The 22,020-nt window shown below is 39.3% G+C and carries 30 protein-coding genes; 3 read left to right on the forward strand and 27 right to left on the reverse strand.

What is annotated here, in order from left to right; translation table 11 throughout:
• Window positions 1-119: 119 nt before the first annotated feature.
• The 22 genes from QM847_RS02030 to QM847_RS02135 form a co-directional block, all read right to left on the reverse strand.
• The gene (locus tag QM847_RS02030) at window positions 120-815 is read right to left on the reverse strand and encodes an SMI1/KNR4 family protein (RefSeq protein WP_414353443.1); all 696 of its coding nucleotides are present in this window, start codon (window positions 813-815) and stop codon (window positions 120-122) included.
• Window positions 816-842: 27 nt separating this feature from the next.
• Window positions 843-1,406, reverse strand: coding sequence for a hypothetical protein (locus QM847_RS02035; protein WP_414353444.1), 564 nt, complete (start codon window positions 1,404-1,406; stop codon window positions 843-845).
• A gap of 66 nt (window positions 1,407-1,472) precedes the next feature.
• Window positions 1,473-1,745: a hypothetical protein gene (locus QM847_RS02040; RefSeq protein WP_414353445.1), complete on the reverse strand. Its 273-nt coding sequence runs from the start codon at window positions 1,743-1,745 to the stop codon at window positions 1,473-1,475.
• Window positions 1,746-1,843: 98 nt separating this feature from the next.
• Window positions 1,844-2,284 (reverse strand): hypothetical protein, encoded by a 441-nt coding sequence (locus tag QM847_RS02045; RefSeq protein WP_414353446.1) that lies wholly within the window; start codon window positions 2,282-2,284, stop codon window positions 1,844-1,846.
• Complete coding sequence (locus tag QM847_RS02050; RefSeq protein WP_414353447.1) at window positions 2,277-3,011, reverse strand: hypothetical protein; 735 nt, start codon at window positions 3,009-3,011, stop codon at window positions 2,277-2,279. Before QM847_RS02050 ends, QM847_RS02045 begins: the two co-directional genes overlap by 8 nt.
• 165 nt (window positions 3,012-3,176) lie before the next feature.
• Window positions 3,177-3,566 (reverse strand): Imm50 family immunity protein, encoded by a 390-nt coding sequence (locus QM847_RS02055; RefSeq protein WP_414353448.1) that lies wholly within the window; start codon window positions 3,564-3,566, stop codon window positions 3,177-3,179.
• Between the two features lie 74 nt (window positions 3,567-3,640).
• Window positions 3,641-4,267, reverse strand: coding sequence for a hypothetical protein (locus QM847_RS02060; protein WP_414353449.1), 627 nt, complete (start codon window positions 4,265-4,267; stop codon window positions 3,641-3,643).
• Between the two features lies 1 nt (window position 4,268).
• Window positions 4,269-4,793 (reverse strand): Imm26 family immunity protein, encoded by a 525-nt coding sequence (locus QM847_RS02065; protein WP_414353450.1) that lies wholly within the window; start codon window positions 4,791-4,793, stop codon window positions 4,269-4,271.
• A gap of 9 nt (window positions 4,794-4,802) precedes the next feature.
• Window positions 4,803-5,363, reverse strand: a complete 561-nt coding sequence (locus tag QM847_RS02070) for an immunity protein (protein WP_414353451.1) — start codon at window positions 5,361-5,363, stop codon at window positions 4,803-4,805.
• A gap of 72 nt (window positions 5,364-5,435) precedes the next feature.
• A complete protein-coding gene (locus QM847_RS02075) occupies window positions 5,436-6,245 on the reverse strand; it encodes a hypothetical protein (RefSeq protein ID WP_414353452.1) in 810 nt (269 codons plus the stop codon).
• A gap of 43 nt (window positions 6,246-6,288) precedes the next feature.
• Entirely contained in the window at window positions 6,289-6,675 is a 387-nt protein-coding gene (locus QM847_RS02080; RefSeq protein ID WP_118228388.1) for a hypothetical protein, read from the reverse strand.
• Window positions 6,676-6,720: 45 nt separating this feature from the next.
• A complete protein-coding gene (locus QM847_RS02085; RefSeq protein WP_414353453.1) occupies window positions 6,721-7,059 on the reverse strand; it encodes a hypothetical protein in 339 nt (112 codons plus the stop codon).
• Between the two features lie 18 nt (window positions 7,060-7,077).
• Window positions 7,078-7,497, reverse strand: coding sequence for an SMI1/KNR4 family protein (locus QM847_RS02090; protein ID WP_269797073.1), 420 nt, complete (start codon window positions 7,495-7,497; stop codon window positions 7,078-7,080).
• 19 nt (window positions 7,498-7,516) lie between these two features.
• Window positions 7,517-7,852, reverse strand: coding sequence for a hypothetical protein (locus QM847_RS02095; RefSeq protein WP_269797072.1), 336 nt, complete (start codon window positions 7,850-7,852; stop codon window positions 7,517-7,519).
• A 36-nt stretch (window positions 7,853-7,888) separates the two neighbouring features.
• Window positions 7,889-8,587 carry a 3-oxoacyl-ACP reductase gene (locus tag QM847_RS02100; RefSeq protein ID WP_414353454.1) on the reverse strand — a complete coding sequence of 233 codons (699 nt, stop codon included), beginning with the start codon at window positions 8,585-8,587 and terminating at the stop codon, window positions 7,889-7,891.
• Entirely contained in the window at window positions 8,580-8,816 is a 237-nt protein-coding gene (locus tag QM847_RS02105) for a DUF2829 domain-containing protein (protein ID WP_414353455.1), read from the reverse strand. Before QM847_RS02105 ends, QM847_RS02100 begins: the two co-directional genes overlap by 8 nt.
• A 108-nt stretch (window positions 8,817-8,924) precedes the next feature.
• Window positions 8,925-9,986, reverse strand: a complete 1,062-nt coding sequence (locus QM847_RS02110; RefSeq protein WP_414353456.1) for a DNA/RNA non-specific endonuclease — start codon at window positions 9,984-9,986, stop codon at window positions 8,925-8,927.
• 157 nt (window positions 9,987-10,143) lie between these two features.
• The gene (locus tag QM847_RS02115; protein ID WP_414353457.1) at window positions 10,144-11,070 is read right to left on the reverse strand and encodes an aldo/keto reductase; all 927 of its coding nucleotides are present in this window, start codon (window positions 11,068-11,070) and stop codon (window positions 10,144-10,146) included.
• A 103-nt stretch (window positions 11,071-11,173) separates the two neighbouring features.
• Window positions 11,174-13,171 (reverse strand): methionine--tRNA ligase, encoded by a 1,998-nt coding sequence (gene metG / locus QM847_RS02120; protein WP_414353458.1) that lies wholly within the window; start codon window positions 13,169-13,171, stop codon window positions 11,174-11,176.
• Window positions 13,172-13,307: 136 nt separating this feature from the next.
• Window positions 13,308-14,567, reverse strand: coding sequence for an ABC transporter permease (locus QM847_RS02125; protein ID WP_414353459.1), 1,260 nt, complete (start codon window positions 14,565-14,567; stop codon window positions 13,308-13,310).
• Between the two features lies 1 nt (window position 14,568).
• Window positions 14,569-15,270, reverse strand: coding sequence for an ABC transporter ATP-binding protein (locus QM847_RS02130; RefSeq protein WP_414353460.1), 702 nt, complete (start codon window positions 15,268-15,270; stop codon window positions 14,569-14,571).
• On the reverse strand, window positions 15,254-16,441 hold the full coding sequence (locus tag QM847_RS02135; protein WP_414353461.1) for an efflux RND transporter periplasmic adaptor subunit: 1,188 nt from the start codon (window positions 16,439-16,441) through the stop codon (window positions 15,254-15,256). Before QM847_RS02135 ends, QM847_RS02130 begins: the two co-directional genes overlap by 17 nt.
• 238 nt (window positions 16,442-16,679) lie before the next feature.
• Here QM847_RS02135 and gor point away from each other — a divergent pair, with 238 nt between their 5' ends.
• Together gor and QM847_RS02145 are read left to right on the forward strand one after the other, a co-directional pair.
• The gene (gor, locus tag QM847_RS02140) at window positions 16,680-18,026 is read left to right on the forward strand and encodes a glutathione-disulfide reductase (RefSeq protein ID WP_414353462.1); all 1,347 of its coding nucleotides are present in this window, start codon (window positions 16,680-16,682) and stop codon (window positions 18,024-18,026) included.
• A gap of 140 nt (window positions 18,027-18,166) precedes the next feature.
• The gene (locus QM847_RS02145) at window positions 18,167-18,706 is read left to right on the forward strand and encodes a biotin transporter BioY (RefSeq protein ID WP_414353463.1); all 540 of its coding nucleotides are present in this window, start codon (window positions 18,167-18,169) and stop codon (window positions 18,704-18,706) included.
• A 55-nt stretch (window positions 18,707-18,761) separates the two neighbouring features.
• On the opposite strand, the gene QM847_RS02150 is transcribed toward QM847_RS02145, so the two are convergent.
• Entirely contained in the window at window positions 18,762-18,977 is a 216-nt protein-coding gene (locus QM847_RS02150) for a YdbC family protein (RefSeq protein WP_414353464.1), read from the reverse strand.
• Between the two features lie 97 nt (window positions 18,978-19,074).
• On the opposite strand from QM847_RS02150, the gene QM847_RS02155 reads away from it, so the two are divergent.
• Window positions 19,075-19,395: a hypothetical protein gene (locus QM847_RS02155; protein ID WP_414353465.1), complete on the forward strand. Its 321-nt coding sequence runs from the start codon at window positions 19,075-19,077 to the stop codon at window positions 19,393-19,395.
• Window positions 19,396-19,424: 29 nt separating this feature from the next.
• On the opposite strand, the gene QM847_RS02160 is transcribed toward QM847_RS02155, so the two are convergent.
• The 4 genes from QM847_RS02160 to QM847_RS02175 form a co-directional block, all read right to left on the reverse strand.
• Window positions 19,425-19,763, reverse strand: a complete 339-nt coding sequence (locus tag QM847_RS02160; RefSeq protein WP_075567824.1) for an ATP cone domain-containing protein — start codon at window positions 19,761-19,763, stop codon at window positions 19,425-19,427.
• A gap of 12 nt (window positions 19,764-19,775) precedes the next feature.
• Window positions 19,776-20,495 (reverse strand): tRNA (guanosine(37)-N1)-methyltransferase TrmD, encoded by a 720-nt coding sequence (trmD, locus tag QM847_RS02165; RefSeq protein WP_414353466.1) that lies wholly within the window; start codon window positions 20,493-20,495, stop codon window positions 19,776-19,778.
• Window positions 20,485-21,003 (reverse strand): ribosome maturation factor RimM, encoded by a 519-nt coding sequence (rimM, locus tag QM847_RS02170; RefSeq protein WP_414353467.1) that lies wholly within the window; start codon window positions 21,001-21,003, stop codon window positions 20,485-20,487. The genes trmD and rimM overlap by 11 nt, the downstream gene beginning before the upstream one ends.
• A gap of 84 nt (window positions 21,004-21,087) precedes the next feature.
• Window positions 21,088-21,990 (reverse strand): DMT family transporter, encoded by a 903-nt coding sequence (locus QM847_RS02175; RefSeq protein WP_414353468.1) that lies wholly within the window; start codon window positions 21,988-21,990, stop codon window positions 21,088-21,090.
• Between the last annotated feature and the right edge of the window lie 30 nt (window positions 21,991-22,020).

Here is a 22,020-nt window from a genome sequence, read left to right on the forward strand (position 1 = left end):
CAACCTAAATCATTTTACAATGACACCCTGACTAGAAGACTAAATCATCGCTTGTCGCCAAAAGGTTAAAATCACGAATCTTCAGAGTATTTTTTCTAAATAAACTATATCCTGCTTGCTCAATCTCGATCAAAAATGACCTTGACTCTAGCTCTACCCAAAGCGTCTAGATATTGCTCCAGTTTCGTAATCGACTCCTCCGAATCAGATAATTGAACAAGCAAATCCCCATTGATAGTCATGACATCTTTTGTCGATAAAAGCATGAGATTTTCAACGCTTGGATCATTCACAATCATTAAGGAAGGGGAATAAATACAGCTTGTGGAGAGGTCTAGATTTCCAAATCGTTCCCTAGCAGAAACAAAAATAGATTCCATCCCACCTCGGGCTTTCAGAACAAATTCCCTCTCAAAAAATGCTTCAAAACTGTCGTAGATCTCGATGACATCCATAGTAATCCCATCTAAATAATAAACTTGATTACTTTGAATACTCCCATCATTCAATCTATAAGCGAATTGATCTCCAATAGCAGACATACCAAAAAAATAGTAGTCTGATGCATAATCTCTCCAGATGTCTTTCCATACCTCATCCGAATTCCAAGAATCTAGCGTAATAGCTTGAGTAGAATCCGTCCCAAACAAACGATAATAGCCACCATAAAACTCCAAGCCATTGGTCATGGAGAGCAAATCCAGGTGAGCTTGAGGAAACTGTCTGGCTTTGAGTTTTTCTAGTTCAAGAGCTGAGGCCCCACTTTCTTGTATGACCAGATCCTCACAACATTTTAAAAAATTCTTCATTTCCATTTGCTTCTCATCTCTTCATCTTTGGCTTTAGCCAAGCATAAATTCAATAAAGTCTTTTCGATAGGCTTCAGGAAGTTGCTCCTCGATAATAGCCATGATTCCTGTTAAAAAACCTTCTTTATAGTCCGACAAGTCCTCATCAATGTAGATGTCATTCTCAAATTTGGTGATTTCTAGCTTTTTCATCTGACTATAAGTAGACAAGAAAGTAGATAAAGAGGGGCTTAAGCAATAGAGCTTGGAATTCCCAGGAATCTTGCCAAATACAGGACTAAGCTCGCTAGTTAGATCACAAAAAATTGGCTCATCCCCCATCATGTGAGCAAAAACCACATAACTCTCTTTCCAGCTAGTATCCTGCCATCCTTCTGATGCAGCTTCACATAGAGGGAGAGGAATTAGAGCAAGATCATAGGGAGCTCCTCTAAAATAAGCTTCTTCCTCAAAGCTCAAATGTTGGTAGAACTCTTTCAATTGACCAGACAAATCTGGCTTTTCGACATGGAGACAGTCACTAGTAAATACAAGCTCTCCTAAGCCCTTGTTTCTATGATAGACTTCTACGAATTCCTTTAACAAATTGAGCATCATTATTGGACTCCTCTCACATTTTTGGGATTATATTTGACTATTTTCAACTGATGATTACGTATCATTCTAATCGCTAGCGACAGCCTGAGCCCAAATTCGTTCAAATTCCTCTTGACTAATCTTGATGGAGTCTGATAAATCCAACTCATCTTTTCGACCATCATAGAGTAGAAACCCTACTTCTGGAACGTAATCCTGTAGACAAGAGGAAACATAAGAGTGCCCATTCAAAACGTTAATTTGTCGACTTGCACGCTGACCAGTAAACTCTGTATAAATAACTCCTAGGCCTGACATAAACTCACTATTGCCATAATAATAATATTCTTTTTCACACATTAGAATCTTCCTTTACCATTTGTCTCTCCAAGAATGGCATTCTTTCCTTTTTGCCTCTTTCATCGACTAATTCTATATTCATTTTCAATTTATAGAATCTACGGGCTCTTAGATTTATTCTCCAAGACTCTCACTTCTACTTTATCCTCCGCTAAATGGAGATCCAGTACTTTTTCCTGGTCTTGAAAGAAAAGTGTCAGGTCTCTGGTAGAAAATTCAGTAGAATAAGAGGGCAAAAAGTCATCCAAAGACTCCATTTGAAACAAGACGTAAACTGGTGAAAACTCCCAAAAAACTAGGATAAACCGACTGCTATTGCCAACAAGACTTTGAATTGACCTACTTAGATCTTTAGTAGTAAGGTCGATAGAAAACTCATAAAGGCAAGGAATCGGAGAGTCTATAGGATTTAACTCCCCAGCATACCAAGCAATTTCTTTAGGTTTATCGGTCAGAAAATGGACATCCTTTATCCCCTTCAAACTCTTGATTCGTCTTTTCACTTTTAATAAAGATAATCTCTTTTTTAACTCACTCATAGTTCTTGCTCCACCATTCTGAAACAGAAATTTTGCTCACAACCTCATTCTCTTTATCCAACAGATATAGGAAGTTACCTTTCGCTTCCAGTCTACCAAGTTTGCCCCCATAGTCTATCTCATGAGCAGGGCAGGATTGAATCAACTGACGGATGCTCTTATCCTTGTGCTCTATCTTCCAAAACAAATCCACCTTATCCAGCTGATGCTCCACTTGAATGGAATAGGTCGTGGATTGGATCTTCTTCCTTTTCCACTCCCAGCTATTTTCGTAATCGTTTTTCTCTATTTCATTGACTACATCCTCTATCAAGGAGCATGGAATAGAGAGTTCCTGAAACACGTGCTTTACTCCTTTTAACAAGGCCTCTAAGAGCAACTTTTTCTGTTCCAATGGACTCAAACTTTCATAGCTAGAAAAATCAAATAAGACCTGAACAGTACAGACACCAAGTAGGTTCATGATAGCTGGATTGCTAATCGTATCTACACATTCTACGATGATTTTCCAACAATCCTTGGTCACAACTGGTTTAAAGAGGCGCTCTACCATAGAGGTCATACATTTGGATTCATATACGAATGCTCTTCGCAGGTCTTTCCAATTCTGTCGATAGTCTTCAACTCTAGCTTCCTCGTAGGTTAGCGCAGCTGAGTCCATCAGCTCCTCAATCCTCTGTTGATTTTCTACATAGGGCTTATCTAATTCAAAATACTGTAACTTCATATTCGTGGTCTCGTAGTTTTTTTCTTGTAGAAAGGTTTAGCCTTAGGTCAAGGTCTAATGTTTGTGCTCTTCCTTCACTATTTTCCCATAGTCGTGGTGTCCCTCCTAGCAATGGAGGATTGTTTGATCATCCAGAATCTCCGCAAATAAGCTAAGAATACATCTTTAAGTATCAATCTTCACAGGACCAATCTCAGCAATTCTAACTAGGTCAGAAGAACCCGATAACATCACATCATTTTGGTTTATAAAATTGAATTCAACCTTATTCTCTAAAAAGAGCAGCTCCAGTTGTCCCTTCACCTTATGAATCCCCTTGGAATAAAAATGGATTTCATCTAAATTAAAAAACTCTAAATTAATTTTTATGGCATTGAATGCACTTTTCTGCCACTTTTCAGGGAAATTAGTTGGCAAATCAAATAAATAAAAGACAAGATCTAATTTGTAATCGTAACATAACACAGTATCAAGAAATACATTATTCAAGTCCAAATCACCATCAAACAAATGAATAATCTTTTCCCTGCCCACTGCTTTTTCAAACCATTTCACAATATGAACTCCTTTTTTAAAAATGAATAAAAGTCTTCTTTTTAAGATTCATTGTTTCCCTCTTTAAGGAGATTTTAGAATAGACTGACCCTTCTGCCGTCCTTTCCTTTTGTAACGTCATTGATTAAGTCCTTGACGATAGATATATCGAACTGACGAGAAAAGTCAACAATTTTCTGGCGATTCTCTTCTGGATATAGATAAGATGCTGCTAAGATAAATAAAAATGGATTTATGACTTGACCAATATGCTCAAGGTATTTAGGCTGAGTCACATAAGACATAATTTTGTTAAAATCGTCATCTTTCAGAACAATCTTTCTCTGATATATCGCTGCACAAGCACCTGCAGCTTGAGATGAGTTATTCGATTCTAAGGACTCATAAACAAAAGACAAGTTCTCTGTTTCTATATTTTCTAGATAAGCAATCGCTACTGCTAGAGAGCGATAGGTTACAGGGGTTGGGATGTCTCTCAGCAGTAATGACTTGAGATAGGGGACTTCTTCTGTGCAATCCGTTGCGGCCATGGCGTAGAGCAAATACATTTGTGATTCCCACGATTTAGGCTTTTCCATCTCGCCTTCCAAGGCCTGATGCAAAAATGGTCCATATCCTTTTAGTCTGCCCTGTAAAATTTTTTTCGCTACCTTTTTTACCAAGGGCGTACGTCCTGAAGTTAACTCATCTACATAGTCCATCTCAAACTCCTTTATTTCTGCTTGCCAGTTTTTCTTCCAAGATTCTGTTATAAACTATACTTCCAACACAGGCTTCCCAGTCTAGGTCCTCAACTTCTTCCCTAGAAAAAATCTTAGGTTTCCGCCTACCATCTAGCCAGACCTTTCCAAAGTGAAGACCATTTGATTCTCCCCACTTAAAGGCTAAATCCTTAAAAGGGCTTGGATCAAAATCCGCTTGGTGACCAATTATCTGCCAAGACCATACTGGACTTCGATCAAACAAGGTGTAGGAGTCTACAATGATGGACTTACCTATAAATTGAGCACGACTTAACTCCTCAACTGTTATAGTAGGACTTGCTTGAAAGATATCGAAAAATTGAATGACATGACCAACATTCACTTTTCCAAGGATTTGACCAAATACAAATATTTCCTCCGAAAATTGATAGCAAAAAATATCACCTATTTTGATAAATCGAAGTTTTGTTCGTGGCTTTTCATTCCACTCTCGAATCTTTATCTGGGGCAATTTTTTCTCCATAATTAATTCCTACTGCTCTTTATTTAAGATATGAAAGAGATCATCTCTTAGAACGATTCCATCATCTTCTATCAAATAGGCCATGTGCTCCCAGAAGGGCAATTCTTGTTCAAGGGACTTTTCCAAGGCAAGTACTTGAGCCTTCAAGTTTGCTGCAATTTCTTCGGCTTCATCTTGCTCAATCTCATAAAACTTTGCTTTCAAAAGGAAGATGCTTGATAGAAAGAGCGAATAAGAGGAAACAAAAGTATGTAAGGAAGAATTGACATAAACCTTCGATTCTTGAAAAACTTCCCTTCCTTCTCGATTGCAAAGTAAGAAGACTTGCTTCTCTTCTCCAATTACAAAGGAACCTAAAAAACACTGACCAAAAAGTCTATAGCTCTCTTTCTCTCTCCTGAGTTCGACTAGTTCGTTAGCTACTTTGATAAAAGAAAATCCCATTTTAGAATAATCCTCTAAATATGCCAAAAGGTTAAAACGGGCCTCATCCAGACTAAATGGTTTCTCCTCTGTAGGCACCACACAAAAACCTTGCTCCTTCACTAATTCATCTATATTGACTGTCATTTCTCAATCCGATCTCCCTTTTCTTGCTTACCTATTTGCAACTATCTCAGTCATTTTTCAAACAAGAGCTAGTTACTTCCATTCAAGTCCCAAACACCTAGACACATCCTCAAAATAATCATCCCAGGCCCATTTGTAATCTTTGCGACTCATCAAGTAATCCACATACTTTTCATTCATCCAACTTTCTGTATAAATAGAAAGGGCCTGCCTTTTTCTATCATCTTGGATTGTCGCAATTTTTTCCTGAGCCTTCTTTGACCGTTCACTCAGATTTTTTATATAGAGAATATCTGGATCCGAGGGACAAATGGTCTCTGTCAAATCACACCTTGTAAACTCGACAAAACTGAGCTGAGCCTCTGATAAATCTGCATACAACTTTTCTACTTTCTTTGTTTTCGACCCAAAAGTACATTCGGACAGTTTTCCAACAATTTTATTCTGATGAAATTCTGGTAGGGGAAAGTAAATATCGTTCATCCTACACTGTTTAAAAAGACAATCTCTCATCTCGCTGACATTTTCCAAAAGAGGGCGCTTCATCTGACAAGAAAGGAAGGTAGACGATAGAATGTGACTGTCATAAAATAAAGTTTCGTTTAAATTGCATCGTTTGAAGGTACAGTTTCGAATAACTGTATGATTTTTAAAGCCGATTTCCCTCAAATCACAGTTTTCAAAGAAGACATTCTCAAAGACACAGTTTTCAAATATGACTCGTGAACTCTCTAGTATACTGATGCTTGTATCCTTAAAGTGCTGATTACTAATGAAACGAATCCTACTCGCTTCCTCTCTCAGATTTTCAATCGATAGCTTCTCACCACTGTTTAGGATGACCTGCCCATCCTTTATGATAATCCCATCTTTCTCAACCATATCCTGCTCCATCTTCTAGTGCTTCTCTTGTCATCGACTACACCTAATAGTATGCCACTTCGCCTATACCATATTCTAAAATTTCAAAACTATTGAGGGAGAATTTAAGTCCTCTACCATGCTCCGAATCCTCTCTCAGTCCAAATTCCAAGCCGAAAATTAAGTCAACGTCACTTTGTTCAGACAAGATAAAAATGGAAAGGAGTCTTGCATGTGATAGACCTGGAAATTCCTCCTGAATTTTTTCCAAAGCTTTAGGATACCATACTGATGATTGATCCAGTAAATGATCCAGTTTTGCTTTATAAGACGGAGTCAACTCCTCATTGATAACCTCTAAAGAATCACTTAAAGCAAGGCAGACCTTTTCCTTTTCCTCTGGAATTGCTACATACATCTCGTTATGGATATCAAATTTATATTCTCTCATCACTATCTTTCCTCCTTTCGGATGCCATTTATCTAATCTGACTAGCTAATCATCAAATGGCATAAAGCTATCATGCTGCTGATAATAATTCAAAGCCTCGACCAAGTCTTGGGGACTTGCATTTGGTTTTTCTTCAAGTGCGACTACAAGGACATCAATCAACTGGTCTCCATAGTAGACTAGCTGGAGATCTTGCTCCGCTACATCCGTCGGGTAGACATCAGAGTCTTCCACGACATCCGGATAATCGGATACCCAATAGAGGCTATCCAGTGTCAGTTCTCTATTCTCCTTGCCATAGAGGCAAAAATCATCTGAAGATAATTGATCCGCTCGCACCTGCTCGATTATCTGCTCGAGAGAAAGTTCTTGGTGTTTTCGCATCCCGTCTCCTTTTTAATCTCACTCTTCAACAAAAGAGTTCAAAAATTCCTCAAAAGAAGCCCATTGACCGTAGATCTCAGCTGTTTCTTCTAAGACATAGAAATAAACCTTGCCATAATCCTCTGCCCTTAGAGAAAGAGCATAGTTGCCAGAACCAGGATCATAGGCGAAATGAAGAAGGTCTGTAGCCTTAAATCCCGCAGGCACCACCTCATCGTCAAACCAGGTAAGAGACTTCCTCATCTCCTCCAGTGAATCAAAGGAATTAAAAGGAAAGAGGTGACGGTCATCGTGGACACTCCTTACTTGGGGCTGACCACCGTTGTGCTTGAGATAAAAGTCCATCATAGCCTCCGGTAATTTCTTTCCAAGAATCTCCTCAAATTGAAAAAGGTCATTTTTTGAAATCGGTGAATCTGCATCTAGCATCCTAAACATGATTACTCCCTTCAGTTTTCTACGATTCTTCTTTTAGTACCTTGTCAATAAAGTCATAGACATTTGTAGCAACTTTTTTCATTTCTAAGGAGCCTAAAGCACCCAGGTCATTTTCATAAATGCAATCATCAGAATTTTTCTTGATAAAGTAAGCCAAATCTCCTTCCTGTCCAATCATAAAGTAATCTGGCTCTACTTCCTCAATCTGATAAGTCTTATTTCGCTCCTCTAGATCCTCCTTGGCATACAAACAGATACCTGTATCTCCAATTTCATAGGGGTCAATCTCTTTCCAGTCCGTTAAAAACTGATAGTAGAGATTGGGCAAGACAAATCCAAACTCATCTCTTTTCATAGTTCACCTCCACATATTCATTAAGTATCAACTATATTACTTCAAAGACCAACCACCATCAATAGTCAAGATTTGTCCTTGCATGGCGCTTGCCTTTCCGCTTGCTAAAAAGAGACTGACTTCAGCCACTTCTTCTGGCTCAATCCAGCGTTTGATGGGTGTTTCACTGGCTACCCAGTCTGCTAGACCACCTGGCTCAAAGTCAGCTGCTGTCATACCAGTTTTGACTGCACCAGGAGCAATCCCAAAGACCTGGATACCAGCTTCTGCATAGTCTAGTGCCAACTGCTTGGTAAAACCAGCCAAGGCGTGCTTAGACGAGGTATAGGCGTGCCCACCACCGCCTGCTAGACTTGAAGCAATGGAACACATATTGATGATGATCCCCTTTTTTTTCTCCAGCATTTGCGTAAGATAATGTCGCGTCAGCTCTACTGGTGTCACATAGTTGATTTCAAAAATTTCTTGGATTTCTTGGGCTGTTTGTTCTAGTAAAGGTTTGTAGTCATCCAAAACCCCAGCTGTATTGCATAGAACATCCACCTGAGGGCACCAGTCAAAAATTGGTTCCAAGTCAAGCGTTAAATCACGCTGTAAAAAGTGGAAGTCACCCTGTAAATCAGGATTTTCATTCTGATCCACTCCAAAAACCTGACAATCTTTTTCTAAAAAGAGTCGAGCTTGGGCTAGACCAATCCCTGAGCTAACACCTGTAATCAATACACGTTTAGTCATGGATTTCCACCCAATCTGTCGCTAAGACATCACAAGGAGTTGGACTCCACATAGAAAAGCCTTCCCCTTCACCAGATACGTTGATGAGGAAATAGGGTGTCACTTCAAGGGCGACGCCATTTTGTTCAATGGTATCAAAGAGCTGGACATAGTTCTCAGCTCCACCCCATCCAGTACGTACGTATTTCTTTTTAGCCTTTAGTCCAGGCAAAATTTCTTCAAATGTCATGTTTTTCTCCTTTATTTTCTAAATACCTTAATTTAATTATAACAAAAAACCGCTTTCCAACGGCTTTTTGACTGTGTTTTTTCTATTTTGAAAGAATTATCAAATCCATTACCACTGCAATCCGGCTTCTCTAATTTCTTTTTTGGAAGCAAACTTACCATTTGGTCGGTGCCATCTTCCATTTCTATCTCTAAAATAACCCCCAGTATTAGTATCTCGTGGACTTCCTTCAACTTCTTCTGTGGTTTCCTCCGCTTCTCGTCTAGCTTTCTCTTCAGCTTCTTGCTGTGCTTTTTCTTCAGCTGCCCTCTGTTCTGCTTCTTTTTTAGCTTTTTCTTGCGCTTCTTTTTCTTCAGCCTCTTTCTTAGCTTTTTCCTCGGCCACCTTTTGTTCAGCAGCACGTTCCTCAGCTGATTTGACTGTATTTTTTGCAGTACCGTCAGCATAATTTATCTCTGCATTTGCTGAAACATTCTCTAAAGTCACATGGGTAACGGAATACTTATCAAGTTTTTCCTTACTACTGCCTAATTTAATCTCAAGTAAATTCCCATCCGAATCAATCCCTACGTACTGGAGGACAATCTGTCTTGGAATCAATTCATCATCCTTATAAACCGCTGTTACCTTATAGTCAAGATAATAATTAGGATGATTTGCAAGCCATGAATCGAGTCCATTTTCATAATAGAGCATGCTACTTTGATTTTTATCATCCGTTCCTGTAAAGGCGCCAGTATTTAGCCATGCTGTCATAGGAACTAGATTGCGACCTTCATCGTTTAGTCCGCTAAATTGATAACCAACTAAATGACCGCGATTCATTAACCAGGCTTCCTTTGTACCATCACCATAATAAAATTTATAGTTATGCCAACCAACTGGATCATAGCTTAATTTAGCTTCTCTCTTTTCTTTAGGCTCATCACTATCTTTTAGCTGAATATGAGCATAAGTTGCACGGGATTTTGAATCAAGTTCCCCGAGTTCTAGCTGCTTTTCATTTTTAAAGGTAAGTAAGCCAGCTTCCTTGTATAACTTTGTATTATCCTGCGTAGTCTGTTCAGTCGTTACAGGTTCAGCTACTTTTGCCTCTTCTTTATGTTTCGAGCAGCCAACAGATGTCAGTAATGAAAGTAAAACAACAGAAGTCAAAACTATTCTTTTCATTTTAAATGCCCCTATTTTATTAAAATATTTATTATATTGTTATTTTATACAATTTTACCATATATTGTTTGCTTTTTCAAACAATTATATAAATATTTTTACAAATTTAAAAAGAGCGAGTTAGAATCTCGCTCTTGATAGGATAGCTTTTTAGTCTCTAAGGCAAATCATTCCCTGCTGCTAGGTAAATCTCATACCATTCTTTTCGAGTTAGGTTAACATTACTTGCTTGGCTAGCTTCTATCAAATGTTTAGGGTTAGTTGTTCCCACTACTGCCTGCATCTTAGCTGGATAGCGTAACACCCAAGCGATAGCAATAGCTGATGGGGTTACACCGTATTTTAAGGCTAATCGATTTAGAATTTCATTTAGATCATGAAATTGCTCTTTTCCAACAAAATTACCCTTAAAATAGCCAAACTGCAAGACTGACCAAGCCTGAATGACCATGTCATTCAGTTTGCAGTATTCAAAGACGCTACCATCACGCAAAGCTGCCTTGTCACCTTCCATATTGACATGGAAACCTGATTCAAATCCTGGAGTGAAAGCTGCGCTTAGTTGTAATTGATTGATAGATAAAGGTTGTTTGACCTCTTTCTTCAGTAATTCCATCATCATAGGATTTTGATTGGACACACCGAAGTTTCGAACTTTACCTGATGTGTGAAGAATTTCAAAGGCTTGAGCCACTTGGTCGGCTTCCATTAAGGCATCTGGGCGATGGAGAAGCAAGCTATCTAGGTAATTAACCTGCAATCGTTGTAGAATCCCATCAACTGACTCTAAAATATAATCTTTTGAAAAATCAAAATAGGTAAATTCTTCTATGCGAATACCACACTTGGACTGGATCCACATCTTTTCACGCAAATCTGGACGATGTTTTAACACTTGACCCAGTAATTCTTCACAACGTCCACCACCGTAGATATCTGCCAAGTCAAAGGCGTTGATTCCCACAGATAGAGCTGTTTCAACCAACTCCTCAACTTCTTTGACCGTCTTGTCACTGATTCGCATCATGCCTAGGACGATTTCGGACAATTCTCTTTGCTCTTGACCAAATGGGATGTATTTCATGGCAACTTCCTCCGTTTTCCTTCATTATAAAATAGAATGACACTTTTATCAACTGATGCCTAACATAAGAAAAGAACCAGTTCAAACTGGTTCTTTTTAAATCTTAGCCAATCACACTTCCGTTTGGTACAGCTGGATCTACTGTGAGAAGGGTTAATTTGCCATCATGTTCAGCTGAGAGGATCATCCCTTGGCTGACATATTTTTTCATCATTTTACGTGGTTTGAGGTTGGCAACGATTTGGACTTTCTTGCCGACCAATTCTTGTTCATTTGGATAGTATTTCGCAATTCCTGAGAGGATTTGACGGTCTTGACCATCTCCAGCATCCAAGCGGAATTGAAGCAACTTATCAGAACCTTCCACTTTGGAAACTTCCTTAACTTCAGCGACACGGATTTCAACCTTATCGAAGTCTTCAAACTTGATTTCTTCCTTGTTTAATTTGAGTTCGACTTCATCTGGATTCCATTCTTTTTCGACAGCTGGCTTGTTGCCTTCCATTTGTTCCTTGATATAGGCGATTTCTTCTTCCATATCGAGACGTGGGAAGATTGGTGTTCCTTTGGCAACTACGGTCACACCTGCAGGGAACTCAGACAAGCTCAAGTTCTCAAGGCTAGAAACTTCTGCTAGACCAAGTTGAGTCAAGACTGCACGACTGGTTTCCATCATAAATGGCTCAATCAAGTGAGCTACGACACGAAGGCTAGCTGCCAAGTGGCTCATAACACTTGCCAATTGGTCATGATGTGCTTCATCCTTAGCTAAGACCCATGGAGCTGTCTCGTCGATGTATTTATTCGTACGTGAGATAAGAGTCCAGACTGCTTCAAGGGCACGTGGGTAGTCAACTGCTTCCATGTAGGTATGGTAGTCGGAGATTGATTGTTCTCTAACGTCAGCAAGTGCATTATCAAAGTCTGTTACACCTTCTACATAGGCAGGGATTTGTCCATCAAAGTACTTGTTAATCATAGAAACCGTACGGTTGAGGAGGTTTCCGAGGTCATTTGCCAATTCATAGTTGATACGACCTACATAGTCCTCTGGAGTGAAAGTTCCGTCTGAACCAACTGGTAGGCTACGCATGAGGTAGTAACGAAGTGGATCCAATCCATAACGTTCTACTAGCATTTCAGGGTAAACGACATTCCCTTTAGACTTAGACATCTTACCGTCTTTCATGACAAACCAACCATGGGCAATCAAGCGGTCAGGCAATTTAACATCCAACATCATAAGAAGGATTGGCCAGTAGATAGAGTGGAAACGAAGAATGTCTTTTCCAACCATGTGAAAGACTGTTCCATTCCAGAACTTATCAAAATTACCGTGTTCATCTTGACCGTAGCCAAGGGCTGTCGCATAGTTGAGAAGGGCATCAATCCAAACATAGACAACGTGTTTGGGATTTGATGGGACTGGTACACCCCAGGTAAAGGTTGTACGAGAAACCGCCAAGTCTTCCAAACCTGGCTCAATAAAGTTTTTCAACATTTCATTGAGACGACCATCTGGAGTGATGAAGTCAGGATGTGATTTGAAAAATTCGACCAAACGGTCTTGGTATTTGCTGAGACGAAGGAAATAAGACTCTTCTGATACCCACTCCACTTCGTGACCAGATGGAGCGATGCCACCCGTTACATTTCCAGCTTCATCACGGAAAACTTCCGCAAGCTGACTTTCTGTAAAGAATTCCTCATCTGAAACTGAATACCAACCAGAGTATTCACCCAAGTAAATATCATCTTGAGCAAGCAAGCGTTCAAAGACTTGAGCTACTACTTTTTCATGGTAGTCATCAGTTGTACGGATAAATTTATCGTATGAGATATCCAATAATTTCCAGAGTTCTTTAACTCCAAATGCCATTCCGTCAACATAGGCTTGAGGTGTGATTCCAGCTTCTTCAGCTTTCTGTTGGATCTTTTGACCATGCTCATCCAGACCTGTCAGATAAAAGACATCGTAGCCCATCAGGCGTTTGTAACGAGCTAGGACATCACAAGCGATGGTAGTGTAGGCAGAACCGATATGAAGTTTACCAGATGGATAGTAAATCGGTGTTGTAATATAAAAATTCTTTTCAGACATAATATTTCCTTTCCAGGCTAATGAAACCTGTTTTTCTAACACTTCATTATACCACATTTTTAGTGATTTTCGATAGGGAAATCCATACAAAAAACAAGATAGACAAGCGTCCATCTCGTTTTTCCTGTTGATTGTCTTATTCATAGCGAAGTGCTTCAATTGGATCGAGCTTAGAAGCTTTATTGGCTGGTAAGACACCAAAGATAATTCCGATTCCGGCTGAAACAGCTAAGCTAAATAGAGAAATTGGAATAGAAACGCCAACTTCCAATTCTTGAACCATGTTCTGTAAAAGAACTCCTGCAACAGCAGTCATTCCCACTGCACTGATTAGACCAATAAGTCCACCTAACAAGGTCAAAATCATGGACTCAATCAAGAACTGAACTAGGATATTGGCACGAGTGGCACCTAGAGCCTTACGCAAGCCGATTTCTCGAGTACGTTCTGTTACTGAAACCAACATGATGTTCATCACACCTGTACCGCCGACAAAGAGGGAAATTCCCGCAATGGCGCTAATAACAGTCGTCATAAAACCAAAGATTTGCTGAACTTCTTGGAAGGCCTCGGATGCATCAGCTACTTGGTATTCTCCTTGTTGCAGTCCTGCAATTTCAGTCAGCTTACTAGCCAGTTCAGGACCCAAGGTCGGTGTTAGGCTAGTGTCATTGACACGAAAGACGATATCAGTGATTTCATCGGTGTGAAAGTTAGCTGCAAGGGAAATATTGGTCGTAATTGGCATACCACCAATTCCAAAAGTTTTAGCAGCCTTAGCCTCAGTACTACTATAAACACCAATGACACGGTAACTGAGTTCATTCACTTCAACGATTTGATTGAGGGCTTCTTGAGCTGAACCAAAGAGACTATTAGCAAGCTCTTCATCTAAAATGATCACACTAGCAAAATCTTTAAAATCTTGCTGTCTTAAGCTACGTCCTGCAACAATTTTATTCTCAACCGCATCCATATAAGTAATATTTCCACCAGTCAAGTTTGCACGTTCAACTGTCTTATCCTTATAAGTCAAGGTAACATTAGTTGTATTTGTCACATAATAACTATCCACACCCTTGAGCTTAGCAGCTTCTCTAACCCAAGCTTCTTGCGGTTTTGGTGGTTCAACCACGACTTCTTCCTCTGCACCTGATAAGGTAAGTGCTGATTGCTTCTGAGTGAAGGAACCATCCTTACTCTTTGTGGGTGAGAAAAAGACATGGATGTTTTTCTGGGACTTTGTCATGTTTTTATTGACCTGACGAGACATGGAATCTCCTAGGGCCATGATTACAACGACTGATGATACACCGATAATAATCCCAATCATGGTTAAGAAAGAACGCATCTTGTGAGCCATAATGGATGAAAAGGCAAATTTCAGATTTTGCATCTTAGTTTTCCTCCTTTTCTTCTTGGGCACTATCAGACGAAATGATACCATCACGAATGACAATTTGTCGCTTAGCATAGGCAGCAATTTCAGGCTCATGCGTTACCATTATGATAGTTTTTCCTTCTTTGTTTAAGTCTACTAAGAGTTGCATAATCTGATTCCCAGTTTTGGTATCAAGAGCTCCGGTAGGCTCATCTGCCAGGATAATAGAAGGATTATTGACCAATGCACGCGCTATGGCCACTCTTTGCTTTTGACCACCAGATAGTTCTGATGGTAAGTGATGACTTCTGTCGGTTAATTCTACTTTTTCTAGATATTCCTCAGCTAACTTACGCCGTTTTGAAGCAGGAACTCCAGCATAAATCAAGGGCAACTCCACATTTTGCAATGCATTCATCTTAGATAAGAGAAAGAACTGTTGGAAGACAAAACCAATCTCTTGATTTCTTACTTTGGCTAACTGTTTTTCACCCAAACCAGCCACTTCTTTGCCTTCTAAGTAGTACTCACCGCTTGTAGGGGTATCCAACATACCAATGGTATTCATGAGGGTAGACTTACCAGAACCTGACGGTCCCATAATCGCTACGAATTCCCCCTCATGAACTTCTAAGTTAATATTTTTAAGAACTTGAAGCTCTTGATCACCATTTCGATAGCTACGGCAGATATTTTTGAGGCTAATTAGTTGCTTCATCAGTCTTCACCTCTTTTCCTTCTTCTAAGGAAGCTGTCGGATTACTGATGACTTTTGTTCCATCTGTCAAACCAGATGTGATTTCTTGGTTTTCTGCGTCCGCATTACCCAACCCAACTTCAACTTTTTTAGCCTTCTTGTTTTCATCAAGAATCCAAACATAGTTTTTATCTTCTTCCATGACCACACTAGTAATCGGAACAATCAAAGCCTTGCTATTATTCTTAACTTCAATGCTAACAGTAAAACCTTGTTTCAAATCTCCAACTTCACTTGTAACATCAATAGTGAAAGGGTATTTAGATCCTGAATTAGAACCACTTTGACTTGAATTTGATTCACTGTTGTTTTTTGGATAGTTTGAGATATATGAAATCTTTCCAGTCCATGTCTTATCAGGATAAACCTTTGTAGTAAATGTAACTTCTTGACCAACTGAAAGGTTAGCGAGATTATACTCTGATAGTTCTCCCTTAACCTGCAAATTATCGTTACTTACGATATGGACCAAAACTTGACTATTTCCCGTCGGATTTTTAGAAACATTACGGTTTACCTCAACAACAGTACCCTCAACTGTACTTAATACCGTCGTCGCATTCAACTGAGCTAATGCTTTTTCTTGTTGAGCTACTGCATCTGCACGAGTGTCACGTGCATCACTAATTTGTGAATCAATAGAAGATACAGATGAACCAGACGTTTGAGCTTGGGCTCCATCTACACTACCTTCGAGTCCTGCTTGAGGAATAGCTGGCGTTGCCTCTGCATTATTACGCGCTTGGTACAGTTCATTGATATGACGGTCAGCCTTAGCAATAGCACGAGTAGCAGCATCATAAGCAGCTTGCGCTTCAGAACTACTATACTTTACTAAAGCTTGCCCTTCACTAACCTGATCTCCAACCGAAACCAAGACCTCATCTAGTTCGCCCTTACTTCCATCAAAATAAACATATTGCTCATTTTGAGCAGTTACACTACCAGATAAGAGAACCGAGGAAGCAACCGTTCCTTCTTTTGCAATCACGATGTGACTCGGTTCATCGCTAGCTACTGTTTCACTCGGTTGTCTGAAGAGCAAGATAGCTCCTGCTCCTATCACAAGGGCTGTCGCAACACCAATAGCTGTATATAAAGGCCATTTTTTAGATTTTGACTTCTTTTTCATTTCAATACCTCTGTTTAAAACATATATTAAGATTATAGCACAAGTCCTAAAAATGGACAATTTATTTCCGACCATCCAAAAATAATTGCCAAATCTTTTATTGTTGTGTTAGTTATATAATACAATTTCTTTTTTACTTTTGCAAGCATTTTCTTTAATTTTTTAAACGTAGCAGATTTTTGCATTGACTTTCAAAAAAAGATAGAATATGACTAGAAAACAACTAAAGGAGCTTTCAATGAAAGAATATGATATTATCGCCATCGGAGGAGGTAGTGGAGGTATTGCTACCATGAACCGAGCAGGCGAACATGGCGCTAGAGCAGCTGTTATTGAGGAAAAGAAACTAGGTGGAACCTGTGTAAATCTAGGCTGTGTTCCTAAAAAAATCATGTGGTATGGTGCCCAAATAGCTGAGAGCATCCATCAATATGGACCTGACTATGGTTTTACAAATACTGGTGTCAATTTTGATTTTTCTACCCTTCGTAAAAATCGTGAAGCCTATATTGATCGTGCTCGTTCTTCTTATGATGGAAGCTTCAAACGTAACGGAGTTGATTTGATTGAAGGACGTGCAGAGTTCGTAGATGCTCATACAGTCAGTGTTAATGGTGAATTGATCCGTGCCAAGCACATTGTCATTGCAACTGGAGCTCAGCCACATATTCCAACTATTCCTGGTGCTGAGTTAGGGGGTAGCTCAGATGATGTCTTTGCCTGGGAAGAGTTACCGGAATCGGTAGCTATTCTAGGTGCTGGTTACATTGCTGTCGAATTGGCTGGTGTACTTCATACGCTTGGTGTAAAGACAGATCTTTTCGTACGTCGTGATCGACCACTTCGTGGTTTTGATAGTTATATCGTTGAGAGTTTAGTTCAAGAAATGGCCAATACTGGATTAAACCTCCACACCCATAAGGTTCCTGCTAAACTTGAAGAAACTGAACAAGGCATTACCATTCATTTTGAAGATGGTAGTACTCATACTGCCAGTCAAGTTATCTGGGCAACTGGTCGTCGTCCAAATGTCCAAGGACTTCAACTTGAAAAAGCAGGTGTTACCCTCAATGAACGCGGCTTTATCCAAGTTGATGAATATCAAAATACAGTCGTTGATGGAATCTACGCTCTTGGAGATGTCACAGGTGAAAAGGAACTAACTCCTGTAGCAATCAAGGCTGGTCGTACTCTTTCCGAAAGACTTTTCAACGGTAAGACCAATGCTAAAATGGACTACACTACTATTCCAACTGTAGTCTTTTCACACCCAGCAATCGGAACAGTCGGTCTGACTGAGGAAGAAGCTATCAAAGAGTACGGCCAAGAAAACGTTAAAGTCTATACTTCAAAATTCTCTTCTATGTATTCTGCCGTTACTAGTCATCGTCAAGAAGCTCGTTTTAAACTAGTTACAGCTGGTGCAGACGAAAAGGTAGTTGGCCTTCATGGAATCGGCTACGGTGTCGACGAAATGATTCAAGGTTTTGCAGTTGCTATCAAGATGGGAGCTACAAAAGCTGACTTTGATGCTACTGTCGCTATCCATCCAACAGGTTCAGAAGAATTTGTAACTATGCGTTAATTTTAAAAGAGACCATTTAGTCTCTTTTTTATTATTAATCGGCTGTTACAAAATCAGTTAACTATTTATAAATAGATGGTTGACTTTATGTAATGGAATTATATAATAGTTACTATAAAAACAAAAAGAGGTTAACTATTTTGAAAAAAGCACATATCTATGCCATCCCTGCTATAGGAGCTGCCCTTATTGCAGTATTAGCCCAAATCAGCATTCCAATCGGTCCAGTACCCTTCACTCTGCAAAACTTTGCTATTGGACTAATTGCTACTGTTTTTAGACCTAGAGAAGCTGTCCTCTCAGTAGGACTTTATCTATTACTAGGTGCCATTGGTCTTCCTGTTTTCGCTGGCGGTGGAGCTGGTTTTCACGTTTTAGTAGGACCAAGTGCTGGTTACCTTTGGTTTGATCTTGTCTATGCTGGACTTGCGTCCTATCTAACTCACACGAATAGTGGTTACTTACGTATTTTCTTTGCAAATCTCTTGGGAGATTCTCTTGTCTTTGTAGGTGGTATTCTCAGCCTCCACTTCCTAGCTGGGATGCCTTTTGATAAAGCATTGGCTGTAGGAGTCATTCCTTTTATCATTCCTGATCTAGCTAAAATTGTAGCCATTAGCTTCATCAGCCGACCACTACTCCAACGTCTCCGTACACAAGCTTATTTTTCAAGCAAATAAAAGAGGCCAGGATTTTTTCCTGCCTCTTTTCGGTTCTTCTTAAATGAATGAAAGCTTATTGATTCTTAAAGGCATCCACCATTACTTGAAACTCTTCGTTTGAAAGTGTAATTCCTTTTCCCATCTTTGTGTGATCGGGGCTCCAACTACGAATATCAAACTTTGCTGTGGCTCCATTAAAACTAACACGATTGATTTCTTTGGTCCATCCTTTTTCATTTTCTGATAGAGTTAGTAAATGCTCTTCGATTTCAAAAGTAAATTCTGCCATTGTTTTCTCCTTTTTTATATTCTATTGATTATTCGTAAAATCTTGTAGATTTTCTATAATTTTTATATAATAATGATAGATTAGAAAGGAGGCTCTTATGAAACTTTTATTCAAACAAGCGCTAGAAAAAGTCCAAAGCTTCCTTTATGGACAAGATGAGCCTACTCCAATCCAAAATAACTCATTATCAACAACTATTCAACAAGCCATTCAGAAAAAAACAGCTGTTCATATTATTTTTTCTGAGACTAGCTTTACTGGTGATATTATCAAGTACGATACGGATCGCCAACAACTGATTGTTAAAAATTTTGCTAAAAATATTACTCGGATTATCCGAATATCCGATATTCGAAGGGTTAGTTTTGTCCCTTCAACCGTTCAAACTGCACAAAAAAACAGATTTAAGAAAGAGTGAGATGCTTCTGTCATCTCACTCTTTTTAGCTTAGCGAATTTGTTCAAAATGTAGGTGAACTGCAATGTGATCACCATAGCCACTTCTCTCCAAGTCACGTTGCAAGCGGTAAGAGATATAGTGTTCAGCAATGGTGATGTAGCCTGCACCTAGCAAACGATGCTCAACCATTGACTGGATCATACTGATAGTTGCACGTTCCACTTTGGCTTCTTCAAGATCCAACACAACTTTCTTAGTGACTTGGGCTAGATTTTGGCGCAAATCATCTGTCAAGACATAGACTGTCTGCGCGGCTTTTAAAATAGCCTGATAGATTTTATCTGGGTTAAAGTCTGCGACTTGTCCATCACGTTTAATTACTTGCATAGGTTTCTCCTTTTAATCGTTTTTTTCTTTAATTTCAGCCAACATTTTTTCTTCTTCTGCTGTCAATTCATAATGTTCCAGCAAGTCAGGTCTACGTTGGTAGGTTTTCTTAAGACTTTCATAGAGTCGCCATTGTCGAATCTTCTCATGGTGACCACTCATAAGCACCTCTGGAACCACCATACCACGATAGTCATAAGGCCGTGTATACTGCGGATACTCGAGTAGGCCTGATGAAAAACTATCATCTTGGTGACTAGACTCTTTACCAATCACCTCTGGTATCAAGCGAACTGTAGCATCAATCATGGTCATTGCTGCAAGCTCTCCTCCAGTTAGTACATAATCTCCAAGAGATATTTCATCTGTAACTAAGGTCTTAATACGCTCATCATAGCCCTCATAGTGCCCACAGATAAAGATGAGTTCCTCTTCTTGAGCCAAATCTTCAGCATAGGCTTGGTCAAACTGTTTTCCAGCTGGGTCTAAGAGAATCACGCGAGGATTATTCTTTTCAATGGCATCAAAAGCATCAAAAATCGGTTGTGCTCGAAGTAGCATACCTTGACCACCACCATAGGGTTCGTCATCCACATGACGGGCTTTTTCTGCGTAATCTCGAAAATTATGGTATTGAATATCTAAAAGTCCCTTTTCACGAGCTTTCCCAACAATCGAATGCTCTAGCGGTGAAAACATTTCAGGAAAGAGGGTTAAAATATCAATCTTCATCGTCCAACCCTTCTAAGAGTTCTACATCGACACGGTTATTAGGAATATCAACATTGAGAATAACTGGCGGAATATAAGGTAAGAGAAGGTCTCGTTTACCTTTTCTCTTAACCACCCAAACATCATTAGCTCCTGGTTGAAGGATTTCCTTAATGGTGCCGATTAGCTGATCGTTTTCATATACCTCTAATCCAATAATCTCATGGTAGTAAAACTCACCATCATCGAGGTCATTGAGATTTTCCTCTGCAACCTTCAGACTGTAACCCTTGTATTTTTCAATATCATTGATATGGTACATATCCTTGAACTTGATGATATCAAAGTTTTTTTGCTTTCGGTGACTAGCTATAACCACTGTTCGAACAAACTGATCGTTTTCATCAAATAAGGCTAACTCTGCACCTTTTTTAAAGCGTTCTTCAGAAAAATCTGTCACCGATAAGACCCGCATTTCACCCTGTAGCCCCTGCGTATTGACGATTTTCCCAACGTTAAAGTAGTTCATCTTGTCTCCTGTATCTAATTCTCCCTTTATTTTATCATGTTACAGGGATTTTCACAAGCTGAAGCAGAGTGGCATTGAAGCCACCTATTTACTTCTGATTAGATTCATCCCTAATATCCCTCCAATTATGAGACTAGCTCCGATTAAGTGATAACTATAAATTGGCTCCTGCAGAACTACCGCTCCTGCTACAATGGTTAAAACAGTTCCTAGATTTCCAAAAACACTAACTGTTGATGCTCCTAGTCTAACAATAGCATAAATAGATAAAGCCGCTGTTACGATTGAGGCTAGAATTCCTAAATAGAGGATAGAAAAGATATAGCCAATATGACCAAGGGGTTCAAAATAGCCCATTGGATTTCCACTAGAGATGTGAGAAAAGAGACTTATGCTATTAAAAACAAAAAAGCCGACTAGAATCACAACTACAGTTAGATCCAAAACCTTGTACTGGCCTCCCTTATACTTGCTTAGGATATTATTAATGGCATTTGAGAAGACCGATCCAAGCATCAAGACGTAGCCAAAGATAGCTGTCCCTGATCCAAAATTAGCTCCCTTACTAAGAAAAATATAAACAACCCCTGCAACAGAAAGAAAAAGAAAGAACTTTTGAACTAAAGTAGTCTTTTCCTTTAAAAAGATAGAGGCCAAAATGAGGGTAATGATGGGCACCAGGGCTTGAAAAATTCCAGCTTCGGAGGATGAGATATACTGGAGAGCAAAAGATTGGAACATGAAAAAGAGGAGGGGGTAAAAGAAACTCATTGGTAAGATTGATAAAATATCCTCTTTTGTAAGCTTTACTTGTATCACCTTGGTTTGTTGAAGAATGAATAAGACTAGAGCTGCTACAGTATAACGATGGGCTAAGTTGGTCAAAGGACTAGCAAATCCTAAGGCAACCTTGGTAAATAGAAAAGAAAACCCAATAATAGTTGAAAAAGCTAAGGCTGCCAAATAGGCTTTTGTTTTTTCGTTCATTGATTATAACTCCCTTTGAATCTAGATGCT

The sequence above is a fragment of the Streptococcus timonensis genome, assembly GCF_047463455.1.
GTDB classification, from domain to species: domain Bacteria; phylum Bacillota; class Bacilli; order Lactobacillales; family Streptococcaceae; genus Streptococcus; species Streptococcus timonensis_B.

Bases quoted from the DNA above. Each gene is read 5' to 3' on its own strand.
- trmD (WP_414353466.1), bottom strand. From the start codon at position 20,495: ATGAAGATTGATATTTTAACCCTCTTTCCTGAAATGTTTTCACCGCTA.
- QM847_RS02065 (WP_414353450.1), bottom strand. From the start codon at position 4,793: ATGGAGAAAAAATTGCCCCAGATAAAGATTCGAGAGTGGAATGAAAAG.
- gor (WP_414353462.1), top strand. From the start codon at position 16,680: ATGAAAGAATATGATATTATCGCCATCGGAGGAGGTAGTGGAGGTATT.
- QM847_RS02100 (WP_414353454.1), bottom strand. From the start codon at position 8,587: ATGACTAAACGTGTATTGATTACAGGTGTTAGCTCAGGGATTGGTCTA.
- QM847_RS02080 (WP_118228388.1), bottom strand. From the start codon at position 6,675: ATGAGAGAATATAAATTTGATATCCATAACGAGATGTATGTAGCAATT.
- QM847_RS02035 (WP_414353444.1), bottom strand. From the start codon at position 1,406: ATGATGCTCAATTTGTTAAAGGAATTCGTAGAAGTCTATCATAGAAAC.
- QM847_RS02060 (WP_414353449.1), bottom strand. From the start codon at position 4,267: ATGGACTATGTAGATGAGTTAACTTCAGGACGTACGCCCTTGGTAAAA.
- QM847_RS02105 (WP_414353455.1), bottom strand. From the start codon at position 8,816: ATGACATTTGAAGAAATTTTGCCTGGACTAAAGGCTAAAAAGAAATAC.
- QM847_RS02130 (WP_414353460.1), bottom strand. From the start codon at position 15,270: ATGAAGCAACTAATTAGCCTCAAAAATATCTGCCGTAGCTATCGAAAT.
- rimM (WP_414353467.1), bottom strand. From the start codon at position 21,003: ATGAACTACTTTAACGTTGGGAAAATCGTCAATACGCAGGGGCTACAG.
- QM847_RS02095 (WP_269797072.1), bottom strand. From the start codon at position 7,852: ATGAAAAGAGATGAGTTTGGATTTGTCTTGCCCAATCTCTACTATCAG.
- QM847_RS02085 (WP_414353453.1), bottom strand. From the start codon at position 7,059: ATGCGAAAACACCAAGAACTTTCTCTCGAGCAGATAATCGAGCAGGTG.
- QM847_RS02075 (WP_414353452.1), bottom strand. From the start codon at position 6,245: ATGGTTGAGAAAGATGGGATTATCATAAAGGATGGGCAGGTCATCCTA.
- QM847_RS02150 (WP_414353464.1), bottom strand. From the start codon at position 18,977: ATGGCAGAATTTACTTTTGAAATCGAAGAGCATTTACTAACTCTATCA.
- QM847_RS02040 (WP_414353445.1), bottom strand. From the start codon at position 1,745: ATGTGTGAAAAAGAATATTATTATTATGGCAATAGTGAGTTTATGTCA.
- QM847_RS02160 (WP_075567824.1), bottom strand. From the start codon at position 19,763: ATGCAAGTAATTAAACGTGATGGACAAGTCGCAGACTTTAACCCAGAT.
- QM847_RS02045 (WP_414353446.1), bottom strand. From the start codon at position 2,284: ATGAGTGAGTTAAAAAAGAGATTATCTTTATTAAAAGTGAAAAGACGA.
- QM847_RS02155 (WP_414353465.1), top strand. From the start codon at position 19,075: ATGAAACTTTTATTCAAACAAGCGCTAGAAAAAGTCCAAAGCTTCCTT.
- QM847_RS02030 (WP_414353443.1), bottom strand. From the start codon at position 815: ATGGAAATGAAGAATTTTTTAAAATGTTGTGAGGATCTGGTCATACAA.
- QM847_RS02135 (WP_414353461.1), bottom strand. From the start codon at position 16,441: ATGAAAAAGAAGTCAAAATCTAAAAAATGGCCTTTATATACAGCTATT.
- QM847_RS02125 (WP_414353459.1), bottom strand. From the start codon at position 14,567: ATGCAAAATCTGAAATTTGCCTTTTCATCCATTATGGCTCACAAGATG.
- QM847_RS02050 (WP_414353447.1), bottom strand. From the start codon at position 3,011: ATGAAGTTACAGTATTTTGAATTAGATAAGCCCTATGTAGAAAATCAA.
- QM847_RS02070 (WP_414353451.1), bottom strand. From the start codon at position 5,363: ATGACAGTCAATATAGATGAATTAGTGAAGGAGCAAGGTTTTTGTGTG.
- QM847_RS02110 (WP_414353456.1), bottom strand. From the start codon at position 9,986: ATGAAAAGAATAGTTTTGACTTCTGTTGTTTTACTTTCATTACTGACA.
- metG (WP_414353458.1), bottom strand. From the start codon at position 13,171: ATGTCTGAAAAGAATTTTTATATTACAACACCGATTTACTATCCATCT.
- QM847_RS02115 (WP_414353457.1), bottom strand. From the start codon at position 11,070: ATGAAATACATCCCATTTGGTCAAGAGCAAAGAGAATTGTCCGAAATC.
- QM847_RS02090 (WP_269797073.1), bottom strand. From the start codon at position 7,497: ATGTTTAGGATGCTAGATGCAGATTCACCGATTTCAAAAAATGACCTT.
- QM847_RS02175 (WP_414353468.1), bottom strand. From the start codon at position 21,990: ATGAACGAAAAAACAAAAGCCTATTTGGCAGCCTTAGCTTTTTCAACT.